The organism is Bradyrhizobium sp. 18BD, from assembly GCF_054185225.1.
In genome coordinates this window covers 22,798-39,031 of the sequence record NZ_JAVAYL010000024.1, presented here as the reverse complement: position 1 = coordinate 39,031, position 16,234 = coordinate 22,798, and the positions used below count along the sequence as shown (strand labels likewise).

General features: G+C 65.3%; 20 protein-coding genes. 13 read left to right on the top strand and 7 right to left on the bottom strand.

Annotated elements, in window-relative coordinates; all coding sequences use genetic code 11:
• Positions 1-42: 42 nt before the first annotated feature.
• Both RAD16_RS33630 and RAD16_RS33625 read left to right on the top strand, forming a co-directional pair.
• On the top strand, positions 43-744 hold the full coding sequence (locus RAD16_RS33630) for an RluA family pseudouridine synthase (protein WP_458162144.1): 702 nt from the start codon (positions 43-45) through the stop codon (positions 742-744).
• Positions 745-902: 158 nt separating this feature from the next.
• Positions 903-2,012 (top strand): DUF2336 domain-containing protein, encoded by a 1,110-nt coding sequence (locus tag RAD16_RS33625; RefSeq protein WP_458162143.1) that lies wholly within the window; start codon positions 903-905, stop codon positions 2,010-2,012.
• Positions 2,013-2,208: 196 nt separating this feature from the next.
• On the opposite strand, the gene mtaB is transcribed toward RAD16_RS33625, so the two are convergent.
• Positions 2,209-3,462: a tRNA (N(6)-L-threonylcarbamoyladenosine(37)-C(2))-methylthiotransferase MtaB gene (mtaB, locus tag RAD16_RS33620; protein ID WP_458162141.1), complete on the bottom strand. Its 1,254-nt coding sequence runs from the start codon at positions 3,460-3,462 to the stop codon at positions 2,209-2,211.
• A complete protein-coding gene (gene dapF, locus RAD16_RS33615) occupies positions 3,462-4,337 on the bottom strand; it encodes a diaminopimelate epimerase (RefSeq protein WP_458162140.1) in 876 nt (291 codons plus the stop codon). The genes mtaB and dapF overlap by 1 nt, the downstream gene beginning before the upstream one ends.
• A gap of 214 nt (positions 4,338-4,551) precedes the next feature.
• On the opposite strand from dapF, the gene RAD16_RS33610 reads away from it, so the two are divergent.
• Complete coding sequence (locus RAD16_RS33610) at positions 4,552-5,319, top strand: GyrI-like domain-containing protein (protein ID WP_458162139.1); 768 nt, start codon at positions 4,552-4,554, stop codon at positions 5,317-5,319.
• Between the two features lie 5 nt (positions 5,320-5,324).
• Positions 5,325-6,029, top strand: coding sequence for an SIMPL domain-containing protein (locus tag RAD16_RS33605; RefSeq protein ID WP_458162138.1), 705 nt, complete (start codon positions 5,325-5,327; stop codon positions 6,027-6,029).
• A 163-nt stretch (positions 6,030-6,192) separates the two neighbouring features.
• Here the strand turns inward: RAD16_RS33605 and RAD16_RS33600 are convergent, their stop codons facing one another.
• Positions 6,193-7,257 (bottom strand): MBL fold metallo-hydrolase, encoded by a 1,065-nt coding sequence (locus RAD16_RS33600; protein WP_458162137.1) that lies wholly within the window; start codon positions 7,255-7,257, stop codon positions 6,193-6,195.
• A 438-nt stretch (positions 7,258-7,695) separates the two neighbouring features.
• Between RAD16_RS33600 and ffh the strand changes: the two genes are divergently transcribed.
• The 7 genes from ffh (at position 7,696) to RAD16_RS33565 (ending at position 13,685) form a co-directional block, all read left to right on the top strand.
• Positions 7,696-9,243 (top strand): signal recognition particle protein, encoded by a 1,548-nt coding sequence (gene ffh, locus RAD16_RS33595; protein WP_458162136.1) that lies wholly within the window; start codon positions 7,696-7,698, stop codon positions 9,241-9,243.
• 99 nt (positions 9,244-9,342) lie between these two features.
• Positions 9,343-9,675, top strand: coding sequence for a 30S ribosomal protein S16 (gene rpsP / locus RAD16_RS33590; protein WP_326897725.1), 333 nt, complete (start codon positions 9,343-9,345; stop codon positions 9,673-9,675).
• Positions 9,676-9,684: 9 nt separating this feature from the next.
• On the top strand, positions 9,685-10,242 hold the full coding sequence (gene rimM, locus RAD16_RS33585) for a ribosome maturation factor RimM (RefSeq protein WP_458162135.1): 558 nt from the start codon (positions 9,685-9,687) through the stop codon (positions 10,240-10,242).
• Positions 10,243-10,275: 33 nt separating this feature from the next.
• The gene (trmD, locus tag RAD16_RS33580) at positions 10,276-11,031 is read left to right on the top strand and encodes a tRNA (guanosine(37)-N1)-methyltransferase TrmD (RefSeq protein ID WP_458162234.1); all 756 of its coding nucleotides are present in this window, start codon (positions 10,276-10,278) and stop codon (positions 11,029-11,031) included.
• Between the two features lie 110 nt (positions 11,032-11,141).
• Positions 11,142-11,522: a 50S ribosomal protein L19 gene (rplS, locus tag RAD16_RS33575; protein WP_458162134.1), complete on the top strand. Its 381-nt coding sequence runs from the start codon at positions 11,142-11,144 to the stop codon at positions 11,520-11,522.
• 452 nt (positions 11,523-11,974) lie between these two features.
• Positions 11,975-13,381, top strand: coding sequence for a 3-isopropylmalate dehydratase large subunit (gene leuC, locus RAD16_RS33570; protein WP_458162133.1), 1,407 nt, complete (start codon positions 11,975-11,977; stop codon positions 13,379-13,381).
• A gap of 94 nt (positions 13,382-13,475) precedes the next feature.
• On the top strand, positions 13,476-13,685 hold the full coding sequence (locus RAD16_RS33565; RefSeq protein ID WP_458162132.1) for a hypothetical protein: 210 nt from the start codon (positions 13,476-13,478) through the stop codon (positions 13,683-13,685).
• A 51-nt stretch (positions 13,686-13,736) separates the two neighbouring features.
• Here RAD16_RS33565 and RAD16_RS33560 read toward each other — a convergent pair whose 3' ends face one another.
• Complete coding sequence (locus tag RAD16_RS33560; protein WP_458162130.1) at positions 13,737-14,291, bottom strand: hypothetical protein; 555 nt, start codon at positions 14,289-14,291, stop codon at positions 13,737-13,739.
• Between the two features lie 166 nt (positions 14,292-14,457).
• On the opposite strand from RAD16_RS33560, the gene RAD16_RS33555 reads away from it, so the two are divergent.
• Complete coding sequence (locus RAD16_RS33555; RefSeq protein ID WP_458162129.1) at positions 14,458-14,757, top strand: DUF1330 domain-containing protein; 300 nt, start codon at positions 14,458-14,460, stop codon at positions 14,755-14,757.
• Positions 14,758-14,761: 4 nt separating this feature from the next.
• On the opposite strand, the gene RAD16_RS33550 is transcribed toward RAD16_RS33555, so the two are convergent.
• Both RAD16_RS33550 and RAD16_RS33545 read right to left on the bottom strand, forming a co-directional pair.
• Entirely contained in the window at positions 14,762-15,022 is a 261-nt protein-coding gene (locus tag RAD16_RS33550; protein ID WP_458162128.1) for a hypothetical protein, read from the bottom strand.
• A 90-nt stretch (positions 15,023-15,112) separates the two neighbouring features.
• Positions 15,113-15,331, bottom strand: a complete 219-nt coding sequence (locus tag RAD16_RS33545; protein WP_458162126.1) for a hypothetical protein — start codon at positions 15,329-15,331, stop codon at positions 15,113-15,115.
• Between the two features lie 239 nt (positions 15,332-15,570).
• Between RAD16_RS33545 and RAD16_RS33540 the strand changes: the two genes are divergently transcribed.
• The gene (locus tag RAD16_RS33540; protein ID WP_458162125.1) at positions 15,571-15,792 is read left to right on the top strand and encodes a hypothetical protein; all 222 of its coding nucleotides are present in this window, start codon (positions 15,571-15,573) and stop codon (positions 15,790-15,792) included.
• A 4-nt stretch (positions 15,793-15,796) separates the two neighbouring features.
• On the opposite strand, the gene RAD16_RS33535 is transcribed toward RAD16_RS33540, so the two are convergent.
• Entirely contained in the window at positions 15,797-16,078 is a 282-nt protein-coding gene (locus RAD16_RS33535) for a hypothetical protein (RefSeq protein ID WP_458162124.1), read from the bottom strand.
• Positions 16,079-16,234: the final 156 nt, after the last annotated feature.

The following is a 16,234-nucleotide window of genomic DNA, read 5'->3' as shown; positions in this document are numbered from 1 at the left end:
TTCCCGCCTCTAAACGAAAGAGTTGAGCCAAAGGTCCTGCAATTGCTCGATGTTCCCGAATTGACCGCCGACGAGATCCTGGGCCGCGTGCTCCATCGCGACGGGCTGATGCTGATCATCGACAAGCCGGCCGGCCTGCCGGTGCATCGCGGCCCCAAGGGCGGCCCCAATCTGGAGGACTCCTTCGACGCGCTGCGGTTCGGCCTGCCGCGGCCGCCGGTGCTGGCCCACCGGCTGGACAAGGACACCTCCGGTTGTCTTGTGCTCGGCCGCCATCGCAAGGCGACCGCCTCGCTCGGCCTTTTGTTCAAGCATGGCAAGATCGGCAAGACCTACTGGACCGTGGTCGAGGGCGGACCTGCCGAAGATGAAGGCACCATCGACATGCCGCTCGGCCGGCTCAATGCCGAGCGCGGCTGGTGGCAAAAGCCGGACCCCGAGGGCCAGAAGGCGATCACCAACTGGAACGTGATGGGCCGGGGCGAGGGCTTCACCTGGCTCGCGATGGAACCGGTCACAGGGCGGACCCATCAATTGCGGGTGCATTCGTCGGCGACCGGCTGGCCGATCTTCGGCGATAACATTTACGGCAACGGCCCGCGCTTTGGCGAGCCGAAGCTGCACCTGCATTCCCGCGAGATCGTGGTGCCGATCTCCCGGAACAAGGAGCCGGTCCGCGTCGTCGCGCCGGCCCCTCCGCACATGCACGAGAAGCTCCGTGCCTGCGGGTGGAATGGGGAATAGTTTTTCCCGACCCTCATGGTGAGGCGCAGTAGTTAGTCAGCAGCGCGACGGTGCTCGGCAACCGCACCATGGTTTACGAAACGTTCAGGGCTCGTCACTAATGATAACGGTTGCTTAGAACAAGCTTCCGTCAATTCGCTCAGGACGAGCAACGCGTCATGTCCCAGCCCGAGCTATCGATCATCGACGAGGTCGAATCCGCGATTCGGATAGGCTCGGCGGAAAAGGGCCTGGAAACGGCCCGCCGCGTCACCGACCTGTTCCTCTCATCTGCCGGAAGCTTCAACGACGAGCAGATCGCGCTGTTCGACGACGTGCTCGACCGCCTGATCGGCACCATCGAGCTGCGCGCGATCGCCGACATGGGTGCGCGCGTCGCACTCGCCGAGATCAGCGCGCAGCTCGCGCCGATCGCGCAGGCGCCGCCCTCCGTGATTCGCCGCCTCGCCAACAATGACGAGATCCGCATCGCCGGTCCCGTGCTGCAGGAATCCGCGCGCCTCGACGATGGCGAGCTGGTGAAGATCGCCGCCAGCAAGGGCGAGCCGCACCTGCTCGCAGTCGCAGGCCGCTGGTGGCTGAAGGAAATCGTCACCGACGCGCTGCTGGCGCGGCGCTATCCCAGCGTCAGCCGCCGCCTCGCTTCCAATCCCGGCGCGCGCGTCTCCGGCAACGGGTTTGCCGTCATCGTCGGCCAGGCCGAAGCCGATCCGGAGCTCGCAATCAGCGTCGGTGTTCGCGTCGATCTTCCGTCGGATTTGCGCCGCGAACTGCTGCGCTCGGCGACCGATGCGGTGCGCACCCGCCTGTTGTCGCGTGCGCCGCCGCATCTGTTCGAGGAAATCCAGCACGCGATCGCCGCCGTCACCGTCGGCGTCGAGCGCGAGATGTCCGGGGTCCGCGATTTCGAGGGCGCCAAGCGCGCGATCGCCAATCTCAAGGCTGCCGGCCAGCTCACCGAGGCGACGTTGCTCAGCTTCGCCACGCAGCGGCGTTACGAGGAAGCTGTCGCTGCTCTGGCTGCACTGTCGGGATCAACGGTCGAAGTGATTCGTCCGCTGATGCAGAGCCTGCGCGAAGACGGCCTGCTGGTGCCGTGCAAGGCGGCGCAGCTCAGCTGGGAGACGACCGCCGCCGTGCTCGAAAGCCGTTTTGCGACCGGCGCGATGAAGCCCGCGGATATCGCGCGGGCGCAAGGGCACTATGCGAGGATGACGCCGGAGAACGCGCGGCGGACGCTGCGGTTCTGGCAGGTGCGGGCGTCTTAGACTCTGTTTGATTTAGACGCCCCCGTTGCGCGCTTCTTCCCTCTCCCCTTGTGGGAGAGGGTGGCTCGCCGCGCAGCGGCGAGACGGGTGAGGGGTCTCTCTCCGCACACCGTCACGCAGTTGAATTCGCAGAAGCACCCCCTCATCCGGCGCTTCGCGCCACCTTCTCCCGCAAGGGGAGAAGGAAGAAAGCCGTCTACGTAGTCAGCCGCTCACCATCACTGCCGGCGATCATCATCGGGACGACGCTGCCGACTCGCTCACCGGCAATCGCCACCGGCAGATAGTGCTCCGTGCGTCCCTGCCCGTCGCTCTCGATCAGCACCTCACGCGTCGCGCCGATCTCGGCTTCCAGCCGCTGCCGCAGCGCCACGTCACCCGCCACACGCAATCGCTTCGCGCGCGCCTTGATCGCCGGCCCAGCGACCTGCGGCATCCGTGCGGCCGGAGTGCCGGGGCGCGGCGAATAGGGGAAGACGTGCAAAAACGTCAGGCCGCATTCTTCGACCAGATCAAGCGAGCGCGAGAACATATCTTCCGTCTCGGTCGGAAAACCCGCGATGATATCGGCGCCCAGCGCGATATCCGGGCGCAGGCGGCGGACCTGGTCGCAGAATGCGATCGCATCGCCGCGCGAATGCCGCCGCTTCATGCGCTTCAGGATCATGTCGTCGCCGGATTGCAGCGACAGATGCAGATGCGGCATCAGGCGTGCATCATCGGCGATGGCGTCGAGCAGGTCGCTGTCGGCCTCGATCGAATCGATCGAGGAGATGCGCAGGCGCTTCAGCTCCGGCACATGCCGCAGGATCTGCCTGGTCAGCATGCCGAGCTTGGGCGCGCCCGGCAGGTCCGCGCCGTAGCTGGTGAGATCGACGCCGGTCAGCACGATCTCGGCATGGCCACGCTCGGCCAGCGCCCGCACCTGATCGACAACGGCACCCATCGGCACTGAGCGTGAATTGCCGCGGCCATAGGGGATGATGCAGAACGTGCAGCGATGGTCGCAGCCGTTCTGCACCTGCACGAACACGCGCGGCAGGCCGGCCGCAAAGCCGTCGATCAGGTGCGGCGCCATTTCCTTCACGGCCATGATGTCGCTGACGGCGATCTTCTCGCTGGCGCCGAGATCGAAGGCATCGCGCGCCTCGCGCCAGGCTTCGCCGCGCATCTTGTCGTCATTGCCGACGACACGGTCGACCTCGGCCATCCCGGCGAACATCGCGCTTTGCGTCTGCGCGGCGCAGCCGGTGACGACGATGCGCGCCTCCGGCCGCTCGCGCTTCAATTTGCGGATCGACTGGCGCGCCTGCGCCACCGCCTCGTTGGTGACGGCGCAACTGTTGATGACGATGGTATCGGAAAGTCCGGCGCTCTCGGCTTCGCGGCGGATCACCTCGGCCTCGAAGGCATTGAGGCGGCAGCCGAAGGTGACGATGTCGACGGCCATCAGCCGACCGGCGCAAACAGCGCCGGATCGAAATTGCCTTCAAATTCGAAGGTCGCCGTACCCGTCATCAGCACGTGATCGTCGCGCTCGCGCCACTCGATGCCGAGCTTGCCGCCGGGCAGGGTGATTTCGACATTGCGCTCGGCACGCTTCAGGCGCGCCGCGGCGACCGCGGTCGCGCAAGCCGCCGAGCCGCAGGCCCGGGTCAGGCCCGCACCGCGCTCCCAGGTGCGGATCGTGATGTGCTCGCGATCGACGATATGGGCCAGCGTGATGTTGGCGCGCTCGGGGAAGATCGGATGGTTCTCCAGCAGCGGACCGAAACGGCCGAGATCGTAGGCGTTGACGTCGTCGACCCAGAACACCGCGTGCGGATTGCCCATGCTCACCACGGACGGCGAATGCAGGATCGGATTGTCGATTGGCCCGATCTGCAATTCGATGTAGCGGGTGTCGCGAAACTCTTCCGCCAGCGGAATATCCTGCCAGCCGAATTTCGGCGCGCCCATGTCGACGGTATAAAGGTCGGGCGCCGGGCCTTGCCAGGCATTGAGCAGGCCGGCCGCAGTTTCGAAGGTTGCCGTGGTCTGCCCGCTCTTCTCGAAGATGCGACGCACCACGCAGCGCATGCCGTTGCCGCAGGCGCCGGCTTCCGAGCCGTCACTGTTGTAGATGCTAATGAAGGCTTCGGTGCCGTCGAGCCGCGGCTTCTGCAGCACCATGAGCTGGTCGTAGGGCACGCCGCCCTGCGCGGACGCGACCGCGCGGGCATCGTCCGGTGTCACCTTGGCCGCGGAATCGCGCATGTCGACAACGACGATCTCGTTGCCGATGCCGTTCATCTTGGCAAATGCGTGGTTGGCCAGCGCGCTCATGAAAATTCCCGAATTTCGCCTGCCTTATATGGCGATCCTTGCCGGCTTGGCCAGTGATTTGCGGCCCGCGGGCCGGACGCCGGCCATGACGCATCTGTCATGGGACGAATTCGGCGCTCGCGTGTTAGAACGGCGCAGTTCGCGCGAACCGGGATGCGCGACCGAGCGCAAAGCGGATTTAGGCCTTGGTGGGCAAGGCCTTGGGGAGGATCAAATGATTGGGTTTCGTCGTCTCGCTCTGGCCGCGCTGATCCCGGCAGCAGCCTTGTCGTTTGACCTGTCCGGCGCGCTGGCGCAGAGCCCAAGCCCGGCGCCGGCCGTATCGGCAAGTCCCTCGCCGGCCCCGTCGGCTTCACCCGCCCCGGCTGCAAGTGCCTCCCCTGCCCCCGCGGCAACACCCTCGCCTGCGGCAAGCGCCTCCCCTGCTCCCGCAGCATCGCCGGCACCCGCAGCCAGCGCCTCGCCGAGCCCGACGGCCCCGCCGCCGGCCGTGGCAGCCACGCCCGCTCCGGTGCAGACGGCCGACCCGTTCGGCCAGGAGACCACGCTCGAGGCCCGCAAGGTCGTGATGGTCAAGGGCACCGCCAATTGGGATTCGGCCTTCGACACGCTGGTCGACGCCTTCAAGGCGCTGAACGCGTTGCTGGACAAGCAGGGCATCAAGCACGCCGGCAATTCGATGATCGTCTACACCTCGACCGACGACACCGGCTTCACCTTCCTCGCCGAGATCCCGGTCGACCAGGACCCGCAGAAGCTGCCCAAGGACATGAGCATCGGCAAATCGCCGGAGGGCAAGGCGCTGAAATTCGTCCATCGCGGCTCCTACGACAACATGGACAACACCTACGAGGCGATCACCAATCACCTCGACGACAAGCGACTGGAAGCCAAGGACACCTTTATCGAGGAGTACCTCACCGATCCCCTGAAGACGGCCGAGGACAAGCTCGTGATCAACGTGTTCGTGCCATTGAAGTGAGAGAAATGAAGAAGCCTGCCGTACTCGCCGCCGTACTTGCCATCGCGTCGCTGACCGCGCCTGCGTTCGCCGACGATTTTCCGTCCGCCATCTCCGTGAGCGGCGAAGCCACGATGTCTGCGGCGCCCGATCTGGCGCACATCGATGCCGGCGTTGCCAGCGACGCCAAGACGGCGAAGGAAGCCTCCGACACCAACAACGCCGCGATGGGCAAGGTGCTGGCGGCGCTGAAGGGCGCCGGGGTCGCCGAGAAGGACTATCAGACCTCGCGCCTGTCGCTGCAGCCGCAATACGGCCAGAACAGATCCACCGGTGCGTCGCCGGTGATCGGCTTCCGCGCCAGTAACCGCGTGACGGTCAAGATTCGCGACGTGACCAAGGTCGCCGCAATCATCGACACGCTGGTCGGCGCCGGCGCCAACGACATCGGCAATATTTCGTTTGAGGTGACGCAGGCCTCGAAGCTGCTCGACGATGCGCGTGTGCAGGCGGTGGCGGATGCACGCCGCAAGGCCGAGATCTACGCCAAGGCCACCGGCGTCACGCTGGGCGCGCCGCTCAGCGTTTCCGAAGCCGGCGCGCCGGTGCCGCTGTTCAAGGCGCGGATGGCGGGAGCAGCGCCGATGGCGGCGCCCGCCGCGGTCGCGCCGGGCGAGGAGACGCTGGCGGTGACGGTGAATGTGAGCTGGGCGATCAAGGCGAAGGAATAGCAGCTCTCGCGTCCCGGACGCGCTGCAGCGCGCCAGCGTTGCTGCGCAGAGCCGGGACCCAGAAAGCAGCACAGCGCACGACCACGACGTAGGCCCCGGCTCAGCAGCGCATCACTAACGTGCTGCGCTGCGTCCGGGGCTCGAGCGGTGTGCGTGGAGAGAACTAAATCTCCACCACCTGCCCCGGTTTCATCGCGACGAACCGCTCCTGCGGAATCCTGGCGGCGTCGAGCGCTTCGATCAGCGCCTTGGCCGGCGCGTCGATGGCTTCGTCGGTGAGCTGGAAGGTGCCGTGATGATGCCCGAGCGCTTCCTGCGCGCCGCAATCGCCGAGCGCCTTCACGGCGTCTTCCGGGTTCATGTGCTGGTCGCGCATGAACCAGCGCGGCTCATAGGCGCCGATGGGGAGGATTGCCAGGCGCAGCGCCCCATGCTTCTCGGCGACGCGGCGAAAATGCGTGCCGTCGCCATAGCCGGAATCGCAGACGACGTAGATTTTTCCGGCCGGCGTCTCCAATACAAAACTCGCCCACAGCGCCTTGTTGCGGTCGAACATGCCGCGCGCGGTCCAGTGCCGCGTCGGCACCAGCGTCACGGCAATGCGGCCGCCGAGCTCGACACGGTCGTGCCAGTCGAACGCTTCCACCTTGATGGTGGGATCGGCACCGCGCATCGTCACGTCATTGCCGAGCGGGGTCACCACGCGCGGCCCAAAATTCTTGGCGAGCCGCGACAGCGTCGCGATATCCAGATGATCGTAGTGGCCGTGCGAGACCAGCACGACGTCGATCTTCGGCAGCTTCTCGAAGGCGATGCCGGGATCGTTGTGCCGCTTCGGTCCGGCGAAATTGACGGGTGAGACCCGCGCCGACCAGACGGGATCGACCAGGATGTTGAGGCCGCCGGTCTGGATCAGCCAACTGGCGTGGCCGACGAAGGACAGCCGCACCTTGTCGCCGTCGACGCGCGCCGGCGGGGTATCGGCCTGGGGGTTCGGGATCCAATCCGGCCAGGCCGCCCGCTGCCGCTTGCCGCTAAACTGCCAGCGCAGCACCTCGCGGAGCGATTTCGGCGGCGCGCCGTCCGGATCGAAGAAGGTCAGGCCGTCGAAATGGTCGGAGACAGGGCCGTCATAGGTCTTCATGCGGGACATCCAGAGAGAAGGCACGCCGACCAGCGCACCGGCCCCGGCAAGCAGTCCGAACAGGCGGCGGCGGGTGATCGGCACGGGGCGGGCTTTTATGGCTGGTTGAGACGGTAAGGCATCACCGGCTATATGGGCGGGGCCGCCAAAAAAGGAACCCGTCGCCAAAAACGTTATTTTTTCAAGGCCTTGCCCTGACAAAGGCGCTCCGGCACCCTAACTTTCCTTGACTTTTGGGCGGGAGCGGCGTTTAACCCCGCCACTTTCTCGGAAAGGCTTTCTTTTCGACCCGCCGACTGGCCCTGGAGGCCAGAGGTCAACGCCCGACAGCGCTATGCGCCCTCGGGCGCAAAGGTGTTTGGACTTTCTTCTCCCTCGCCCCGCTCTTGCGGGGAGAGGGTCGGGGTGAGGGGCTCTCTCCGCGCATGGTGCACGTGGATAGTCCCGTACCCCCTCACCCGCCGCGCAAGGGTGCGGCGACCTCTCCCCGCAGGCGGGGCGAGGTAAAAAAGGACAACGGCATTGTTCGACAATCTGTCGGAACGGCTTGGTGGCATTCTCGATCGTCTGACGGGGCGCGGTGCGCTGACCGAAAAGGACGTCGATGCCGCAATGCGCGAAGTGCGCCGCGCGCTGCTCGAGGCCGACGTCGCGCTCGAAGTGGTGCGCAGCTTCACCGAGCGCGTCCGCGAGCAGGCGATCGGCGCCACCGTCGTCAAGTCGGTCACGCCCGGCCAGATGGTGGTCAAGATCGTCCACGACGAGCTGATCAACACGCTCGGCGCCGAAAGCCAGTCCATCGACGTCAATTCCGTGCCGCCGGTGCCGATCATGATGGTCGGTCTGCAGGGCTCGGGTAAGACGACCACCACCGCGAAGCTCGCCCGCCGCATGGTCCAGCGCGACAAGCGCAAGGTGCTGATGGCCTCGCTCGACGTCTATCGTCCGGCGGCGATGGAGCAGCTCGCGGTGCTCGGCCGCGACCTCGACATTCCAACACTTCCGATCGTCGCCGGCCAGCAGCCGCCGCAGATCGCGAAGCGCGCGCTCGAAGCCGGCAAGCTTGGCGGCTACGACATCGTGCTGCTCGACACCGCCGGCCGCACCACGCTCGACGAAGAGATGATGGCGGAAGCCGCGGCGATCAAAGCGGCTGCCAACCCGCATGAAGTGCTACTGGTCGCCGACAGCCTCACCGGCCAGGACGCCGTGAACCTCGCGCGCTCGTTCGATCAGCGCGTCGGCCTCACCGGCATCGTGCTGACCCGCGTTGACGGCGACGGCCGCGGTGGTGCTGCGCTGTCGATGCGCGCGGTCACCGGCAAGCCGATCAAGCTGATCGGCACCGGTGAAAAGACCGACGCGCTGGAAGATTTCCATCCCGACCGTATCGCCGGCCGCATCCTCGGTATGGGCGACGTGGTCTCGCTGGTCGAGCGTGCCGCCGCCAATATCGACGCCGAGAAGGCCGCGCGCACCGCCGAGCGTATGCGCAAGGGTCAGTTCGACCTCAACGACATGCGCGAGCAGTTGCTGCAGATGGCCAACATGGGCGGCATCAGCGGCCTGATGGGCATGATGCCCGGCATCTCCAAGATGAAGAACCAGATCGCGGCCGCCGGCATCGACGACAAGATTTTGAAGCGCCAGGTCGCGATCATCGATTCCATGACGCGTGACGAGCGCCGTCATCCCGACCTGCTCAAGGCCAGCCGCAAGAAGCGCATCGCCGCAGGTTCCGGCCAGAGCGTCGAGCACGTCAACAAGCTGCTCAAGATGCACCGGAACATGGCCGACGTGATGAAGGCCATGGGCTCGGGCAAGCGCGGCCCGCTCGCCGGCATCGCGCAGGCGATGGGCTTCGGCGGCGGCATGAAGATGCCCTCGCCCGAAGAGATGAAGGCGCTGCAGGAGAAGATGCAGAGCGGCGGCGGGCAGGGCCTGCCGAACCTGCCGAAGGATCTGCCGGCCGGTCTTCGCACCGGTCTGCCGAATGTACCGGGACTGACCGGGCTGAGCGGCAAGCCGATGCTGCCGGGTCTCGGCGGTTTCCCGGGAAAGAAGAAATGAGGAATTCGTCGCACGGGACCGAACCGGTCTCGCGCAACGCGGAATACCAATCAACCGAACAAAACGTACTTTGCAAACCACACTTTCAAGGAGAACTAGATGTCCGTCGTTATCCGCCTCGCCCGCGCAGGCACCAAGAAGCGTCCCGTCTATCATGTCGTCGTCGCCGACTCGCGCTTCCCCCGCGATGGCCGCTTCATCGAGCGTCTCGGCTATTTCAACCCGCTGCTGCCGAAGGACAACGAGACCCGCCTGAAGCTCGACATGGACAAGGTGAAGTCCTGGCTCGCCAAGGGCGCGCAGCCGTCGGACCGCGTGTCCCGCTTCCTCGACGCCGCCGGCGTCAAGAAGCGCGAAGCGCGCAACAACCCCGAGAAGGCCGTGCCGCGCAAGGAGCGCAAGGCGCAGGCCGAAGCCGCCGCGAAGGGCTAAGGCTAGATCATGTCGGCGCTGGTCTGCGTCGCGCGGATCGGCGCCGCGCATGGTGTGCGCGGTGCGGTCAAACTGTGGACCTTCACCGAAGATCCCTTTGCCGTTAAGCGCTACGGTCCGCTGCTGTCCAAGGACGGCAAGCGCCAGTTCGAGGTAGCAACGGCGCGCGAGGCCAAGGATCATCTGGTCGCGACGTTCAAGGGCGTCACGACCCGCGATGAGGCCGAGCGCCTCAACGGCATCGAACTCTACGTCCCGCGCGAAAAACTGCCCGCGACGGAGGAGGACGAATATTACCACACCGATTTGATCGGGCTCGACGCCGTCACCACCGACGGCGACGCGCTCGGCCGCGTGCTCGCGATCCATAATTTCGGCGCCGGCGACATCATCGAGATCGCGCCGTTGAGAGGCCCGACGCTGCTGCTGCCGTTCTCGAACGCAGTGGTGCCGGAGGTCGATCTCAACGGCGGCCGCGTCGTGATCGCACTGCCGCAGGAGATCGAGGGTGATGATCGCGAAGGCGATCCCTCCGCGAGTCGTCCCCGCGAAGGCGGGGACGCATAACCACCAGCCGTGGTTTTGGCTAAGCTGATCAACATGACCAATCCCTCACCCTGGCGCGCGACGGTTCTGACGCTGTTTCCGGAGATGTTTCCGGGGCCGCTCGGCGTGAGCCTGGCCGGCCGGGCGCTGGCCTCCGGGCTTTGGGAGATCGAGGCGCGGGACATCCGGGCCTCCGCCACCGACCGCCACCGCAGCGTTGACGACACCCCGGCCGGCGGCGGCCCGGGCATGGTGCTGCGGGCGGATGTTCTGGCGGCTGCGATCGATGCCGCCGGGATCGATCAGGATCGGCCGCGCCTGCTCATGAGCCCCCGCGGTCGGCCATTGACCCAGGCCCGCGTCGCCGAACTCGCCGGGGGTCCCGGCCCCCTGATCGTCTGCGGTCGGTTCGAGGGGATCGACCAGCGGGTGATCGACGCCCGGGGCCTGGAGGAGGTCTCGATCGGCGATTACGTGCTTTCCGGGGGCGAAATCGCGGCTTTGGCCCTGATCGACGCCTGCGTCCGGCTGCTGCCGGGCGTCATGGGCAAGGAAGCTTCGGGAACCGAGGAGAGCTTCTCGGACGGCCTGCTCGAATACCCCCAATACACCCGCCCGCAGCTGTTCGAGGGGGTTCCGATCCCTGAGATCCTGACCTCGGGCGACCACGCCAAGGTTGCGGCCTGGCGGCGGGCGCAATCCGAGGCCCTGACCGAGGCCCGGCGGCCGGATTTATGGGCCCAAATCCCACCCAAGCCCCCGAATCGGCCCGGTCGCCAAAAAACGCCAAAAAACAAGACAGACGGGTGACAAACGCTCCGGCTTGCCTTATAGGAGCGCCCACATCCGCAATAGCTGGATCAACGAATTTCGCGCAGCCCCCGTTTCTCACGGCTGGGCGCGCCGATGGAGATTTACCCATGAACCTGATCAAGCAGCTCGAGCAAGAGCAGTTCGACAAGCTGTCCGCCAACAAGGACATTCCGGAATTTGGTCCCGGTGACACCGTGATCGTCAACGTGAAGGTCGTCGAAGGCGACCGCACGCGCGTGCAGGCCTATGAAGGCGTCTGCATCGGCCGTTCCGGCGGTGGCCTCAACGAGAGCTTCACTGTCCGCAAGATCTCCTATGGCGAGGGTGTCGAGCGCGTGTTCCCGGTGCTTTCCCCGATGATCGACTCGATCAAGGTGGTGCGCCGCGGCAAGGTGCGTCGCGCCAAGCTCTATTACCTCCGCAATCTTCGCGGCAAGTCGGCCCGCATCGTCGAGAAGCAGGACCGCCAGGCTGCCGTCGGCGAGTAAGCTCCGCCACCAGGCAAGCTTTTCAGAAGCGCGGGGCTCGGCTCCGCGCTTTTTTGTTGCGTACTCCGCACTCGGCCGTCATTGCGAGCGACTTGTCCGCCGAAGCTCGAAGAGCGAAGGCGGAAGCGAAGCAATCCAGAATCTCTCCGCGGTGGCAGTCTGGATTGCTTCGTCGCAAGGGCTCCTCGCAATGACGATGCCGCTAGGCTCTCGCGCTTTAATTTCCGCGTGCTATATAGCTTCTAGAATGTTTCCAGATCTGACCAGCCCCTCGTCCGTCAAGCGCATCGTCATCGACGATCGCTCGCGGCTGCCTGGCCGGTTCTTCGGACGCTTCGCGACCTCGGCAACGTCAGAGCTTACGCGCGCAGCCTAAAAGCTGCGCTGACCATTTTGTTGCCCCGCGCGTGACCGCGCTTATCCGCTTCACACATTCTTCGGAGCTGACGCTCATGTCCAAGCCGACCACCTTGTACGACAAGATCTGGAACGACCATCTGGTGCACGAAGCCGACGACGGCACCTGCCTGCTCTATATCGACCGCCACCTGGTGCACGAGGTGACCTCACCGCAGGCGTTCGAAGGCCTGCGCGCCACCGGCCGCAAGGTGCACGCGCCCGAGAAGACGCTCGCCGTCGTCGACCACAACGTGCCGACCACCGACCGCACCAAGCCGAATCCCGATCCGGAAAGCATCGAGCAGATCAAGGCGCTGGCCGAGAATGCCAAGGAATTCGGCATCGAATATTACAACGAGTTCGACAAGCGCCAGGGCATCGTCCACGTCATCGGCCCCGAGCAGGGCTTTACGCTGCCCGGCACCACCATCGTCTGCGGTGACAGCCACACCTCGACGCATGGCGCGTTCGGCGCGCTCGCGCACGGCATCGGCACCTCCGAGGTCGAGCACGTGCTGGCGACGCAGACGCTGATCCAGAAGAAGGCGAAGAACATGCGCGTCACCGTCGACGGCAAATTGCCCGACGGCGTGACCGGCAAGGACATCATCCTCGCCATCATCGGCGAGATCGGCACCGCGGGCGGCACCGGCTACGTGCTGGAATATGCCGGCGATGCGATCCGTTCGCTCAGCATGGAAGGCCGCATGACGGTCTGCAACATGTCGATCGAAGGCGGCGCGCGCGCCGGCCTGGTCGCTCCCGACCAGAAGGCCTATGACTTCTTGCGCGACCGCCCGAAGTCGCCGAAGGGCGCGGCCTGGGATGCGGCGATGCGCTACTGGGACAAGCTGCGCTCCGACGAAGGCGCGCATTTCGACCACGAGCTGCGCCTCGATGCGGCCAAGCTGCCGCCGATCGTGACCTGGGGCACCAGCCCTGAAGACGTGATCTCCGTGACCGGCATCGTGCCGGATCCGGACAAGATCGCGGACGAGGCCAAGCGCATCTCCAAGCACCGCGCGTTGAAGTACATGGGCCTGACCGTGGGCACGAAGATCACCGACATCAAGCTCGACCGCGTCTTCATCGGCTCCTGCACCAACGGCCGCATCGAAGACCTGCGCGCCGCCGCCAAGATCGCGGAAGGCAAGCAGGTTTCGTCCAGCGTCAACGCCATGGTCGTGCCGGGCTCCGGCATCGTGAAGGAGCAGGCGGAAGCTGAAGGTCTGGACAAGATCTTCATCAAGGCCGGCTTCGAATGGCGCGAGCCCGGTTGCTCGATGTGCCTCGCGATGAACCCGGACAAGCTGGCCCCGGAAGAGCGCTGCGCCTCGACCTCGAACCGCAACTTCGAGGGACGCCAGGGCTTCAAGGGCCGCACGCATCTGGTGTCGCCGGCGATGGCGGCAGCAGCGGCGATCGCGGGTCACTTCGTCGACGTCAGGGAGTGGCGCTAAGCCACTCCTCGCAATTTGATCTAACGTGGCAAACGGCCGTTAAGCGGCTTCGCCCACAATGTGTCCTCGCGACGGTTTCGCGAGGACACGCCTCATGGCCAACAAGCCCGAATATGTCGACCTGATCAGCGAGGCCACGCGCCAGCACCGCCGGCGCGCAACACCGCTGCGCATCGTCGCCAAGCAGGAGCCTGAGGAGACCTCAAAGCTCAGCCGCTGGCCTCCGGCGATGTTCCAGCAGTGGAAGGTCGAGAATTTGATGCGGTGGAAATCCGCGTCATGGAAGCTGAAGGATTGGCTCTAAGACACACGAACACAGGGCGCCCTCGAGGCGCCCTTTTCATTTCGATCCCGCTTACCAATAGCGATACGGATGGTGCCAGCGATGCCAGCGGCAGATGCGGCGCGGGCCGGAATAGGTCCAGATCACCCGGCAGCGGCGCGGATAGTGGTAGTAGGGATAATAGCCGCCGTAATAATAGCGCCGGTGGAAGTGGCGATAGCCGTAATGCGGGCGATAGCCCCAGTGGCGATGATAGCCGCCATACCCGCCATAATGGCGAAATCCGCCGTAGCGAAATCCGCCGCCGTGAAAGGCGGGCGCGGCGCGGAAGCCACCGCCATGGAAGCCACCGAAATGTCCTCCGCCACCACGGAAGCCACCGCCGTGAAAACCTCCGCCATGAAAACCGCCGCCGTGAAAGCCTCCACCATGGCCGCCACCGCCGCCGTGGCGAACCTGCGTGATCAGGTCATCGCTTGCAGCCTTCGTCGCCGGCAGCGCCGTTGGATTGATCGGCGTCATCGCCTCCACACGGCGCGCGGTGCCCGCCGACAACATCAGCGTGGCAACGGCCGCAAGTCCGAGCAAGCGCATCGGACTTGCTCGAAGACCTAAAGTCCTCAGCATGGAATTCTCCCTGAATATGGACAGCGGCAATGCGGCGCAGCGTTGCTCGCATCGCTGTTCATTTGCAGTCGCTCCCAAGATTAAATTAGGGACAGCGACGTGAACGCCTCGTGAATGAACGAGACGCCGCGACAAGATTGCGACGACGACAAGAGGAATTTGAGAGATGACCGTTTATGCGATTGCGCAATTGAAGATGACGGACCGCAGCGCCTATGACCGCTATCAGGCGCGCTTCTTCGACGTGTTCAGGAAGTACAACGGACGGCTGCTCGCAGCCGATGAACATCCGCGCGTGCTCGAAGGCGCATGGCCGCATGACAAGCTTGTCATGATGTCGTTTCCCGACGAGGCCTCATTCCTGGCCTTCTCGAACTCGCCTGACTACGAAGAGATCTCGCGCGATCGCAAGGCCGGCGCGCAGGCAACCGTGCTGCTGGTGAAGGGGTTTGCGCCAGGCGGCTAGCGCGTTACCACCACGGCCCGTAGCCGAAGACGAACGGCGCGGGCACGCCATAGGGATAAGGACGGTAATAGACGGGCCGCGCGTAGTAGTGCGGATCAGAACGCGGAGAGTACCGCGCAACATCGTATCGAACATGTCGCTGCGCATCGAACATTGCGCGTCCCGCCGAGGCATCCGGCAGCTTCGTCACTCTCTGCGCGGCAGAAGCGTAAGACAGGCCTGCGGCAAGCTCAACGACAACGGCCAATGCGATCCATCTCGTCATGACGACCTCCACCATCACCATGCGGGCATCACAGCGTCGCCTGCAAGTTAAAACAGGCCCGCATCGCGGGCCTGTTCTCAACTCCGCCGATCACCAGCGACGGTGACGATGCCAGTGGCGCCCGCGCCAGTGATGACGGCGCCAGTGGTGACGATGCCAGCGCACCTCGGTCGTCGGCCTCGCTTCATCCTGCACCGACTGCGCGGCACCGGGATTGATGAGCGACACCGCCTGCGCGCGCTCGACCGGCGCTGCGAGGACGAACAGCGCACCGGCGGCCGCAAGGCCGAGCATTTTCATAGACTGCATTTCGTTGGATCTCCTGACATCGTTGCGGGGTGCACGCACTGACCGGACGTACGACGCAAGGACTAGAGCTGAGCCCTAGAGCCTCGCGCCTGGATCGGATATGGATGAGTGCGCCCCGGACATGAATGCAGAGGGCACGGACAAGGTTCCCAGGCACCGGCGCAACATTGCGCGCCCCGACAAAAACCGGCGATCAACGGCGAACGTATCTTCTGGTCGAGCGACTAAGGGAGATGGTGATGCCAGGTCTTCTGTTAAGTTCCAGCGGATTGCGGTTATCTCGCCTCGCGATCACAGCGAGCCTTGCCCTCGGCGCGAGCTCGGCACTTGCCGCGCAGGGGCCGGGCGTCGAGGCGGGCTCTGCAAGCCCGCTCACCCAATCCGTAATGGCGATCCTGGTCTATGGCGCCTCGGCGCTCGTCGTCGGCGCCGGCCTGATCGGCGCGCTGCGCGGGCAGTGAGACCTCAGCCGCGGCGCCAGTAGCAGTGCATATGCGGCACGATCACCGTGCCGCTCGGCCGGTATTCCTGCACATAGGCGGCGTTGCACTCGCGGACCGCGTCAGGACCCGGATTGTAGCGCGGATAGACGCCGTCAGGGCTGTAATAGGGGGTGACGCGCAGCCGCGGCTGAGTCCGCCTGCGCGGCGGCGGGGCGTCCTCGGGCGAGGTCGCCTGGGCCATGCGGAGCTCGGTGCCAGCCGTCTGGGCCTCTGCGCCAATACAAAATGACGAAAACAACCCCATGCACAGTAGAGCCAGTCCCGCTGTTCCCGCCCGCATCGTACCACCACTTACCTGAGCCAACCCCTTGACGCGGCGTACGCTCCTCGTTTTCGCGCGCGACGTCAACGCCGATCCTATAAAGCCGGATGCATCGGCAGGAAACCCGCGGTAAGAGAC

Bases quoted from the DNA above. Each gene is read 5' to 3' on its own strand.
- RAD16_RS33625 (WP_458162143.1), top strand. From the start codon at position 903: ATGTCCCAGCCCGAGCTATCGATCATCGACGAGGTCGAATCCGCGATT.
- mtaB (WP_458162141.1), bottom strand. From the start codon at position 3,462: ATGGCCGTCGACATCGTCACCTTCGGCTGCCGCCTCAATGCCTTCGAG.
- dapF (WP_458162140.1), bottom strand. From the start codon at position 4,337: ATGAGCGCGCTGGCCAACCACGCATTTGCCAAGATGAACGGCATCGGC.
- RAD16_RS33610 (WP_458162139.1), top strand. From the start codon at position 4,552: ATGATTGGGTTTCGTCGTCTCGCTCTGGCCGCGCTGATCCCGGCAGCA.
- RAD16_RS33605 (WP_458162138.1), top strand. From the start codon at position 5,325: ATGAAGAAGCCTGCCGTACTCGCCGCCGTACTTGCCATCGCGTCGCTG.
- rpsP (WP_326897725.1), top strand. From the start codon at position 9,343: ATGTCCGTCGTTATCCGCCTCGCCCGCGCAGGCACCAAGAAGCGTCCC.
- rimM (WP_458162135.1), top strand. From the start codon at position 9,685: ATGTCGGCGCTGGTCTGCGTCGCGCGGATCGGCGCCGCGCATGGTGTG.
- trmD (WP_458162234.1), top strand. From the start codon at position 10,276: ATGACCAATCCCTCACCCTGGCGCGCGACGGTTCTGACGCTGTTTCCG.
- rplS (WP_458162134.1), top strand. From the start codon at position 11,142: ATGAACCTGATCAAGCAGCTCGAGCAAGAGCAGTTCGACAAGCTGTCC.
- leuC (WP_458162133.1), top strand. From the start codon at position 11,975: ATGTCCAAGCCGACCACCTTGTACGACAAGATCTGGAACGACCATCTG.
- RAD16_RS33565 (WP_458162132.1), top strand. From the start codon at position 13,476: ATGGCCAACAAGCCCGAATATGTCGACCTGATCAGCGAGGCCACGCGC.
- RAD16_RS33560 (WP_458162130.1), bottom strand. From the start codon at position 14,291: ATGCTGAGGACTTTAGGTCTTCGAGCAAGTCCGATGCGCTTGCTCGGA.
- RAD16_RS33555 (WP_458162129.1), top strand. From the start codon at position 14,458: ATGACCGTTTATGCGATTGCGCAATTGAAGATGACGGACCGCAGCGCC.
- RAD16_RS33550 (WP_458162128.1), bottom strand. From the start codon at position 15,022: ATGACGAGATGGATCGCATTGGCCGTTGTCGTTGAGCTTGCCGCAGGC.
- RAD16_RS33545 (WP_458162126.1), bottom strand. From the start codon at position 15,331: ATGCAGTCTATGAAAATGCTCGGCCTTGCGGCCGCCGGTGCGCTGTTC.
- RAD16_RS33540 (WP_458162125.1), top strand. From the start codon at position 15,571: ATGCCAGGTCTTCTGTTAAGTTCCAGCGGATTGCGGTTATCTCGCCTC.
- RAD16_RS33535 (WP_458162124.1), bottom strand. From the start codon at position 16,078: ATGGGGTTGTTTTCGTCATTTTGTATTGGCGCAGAGGCCCAGACGGCT.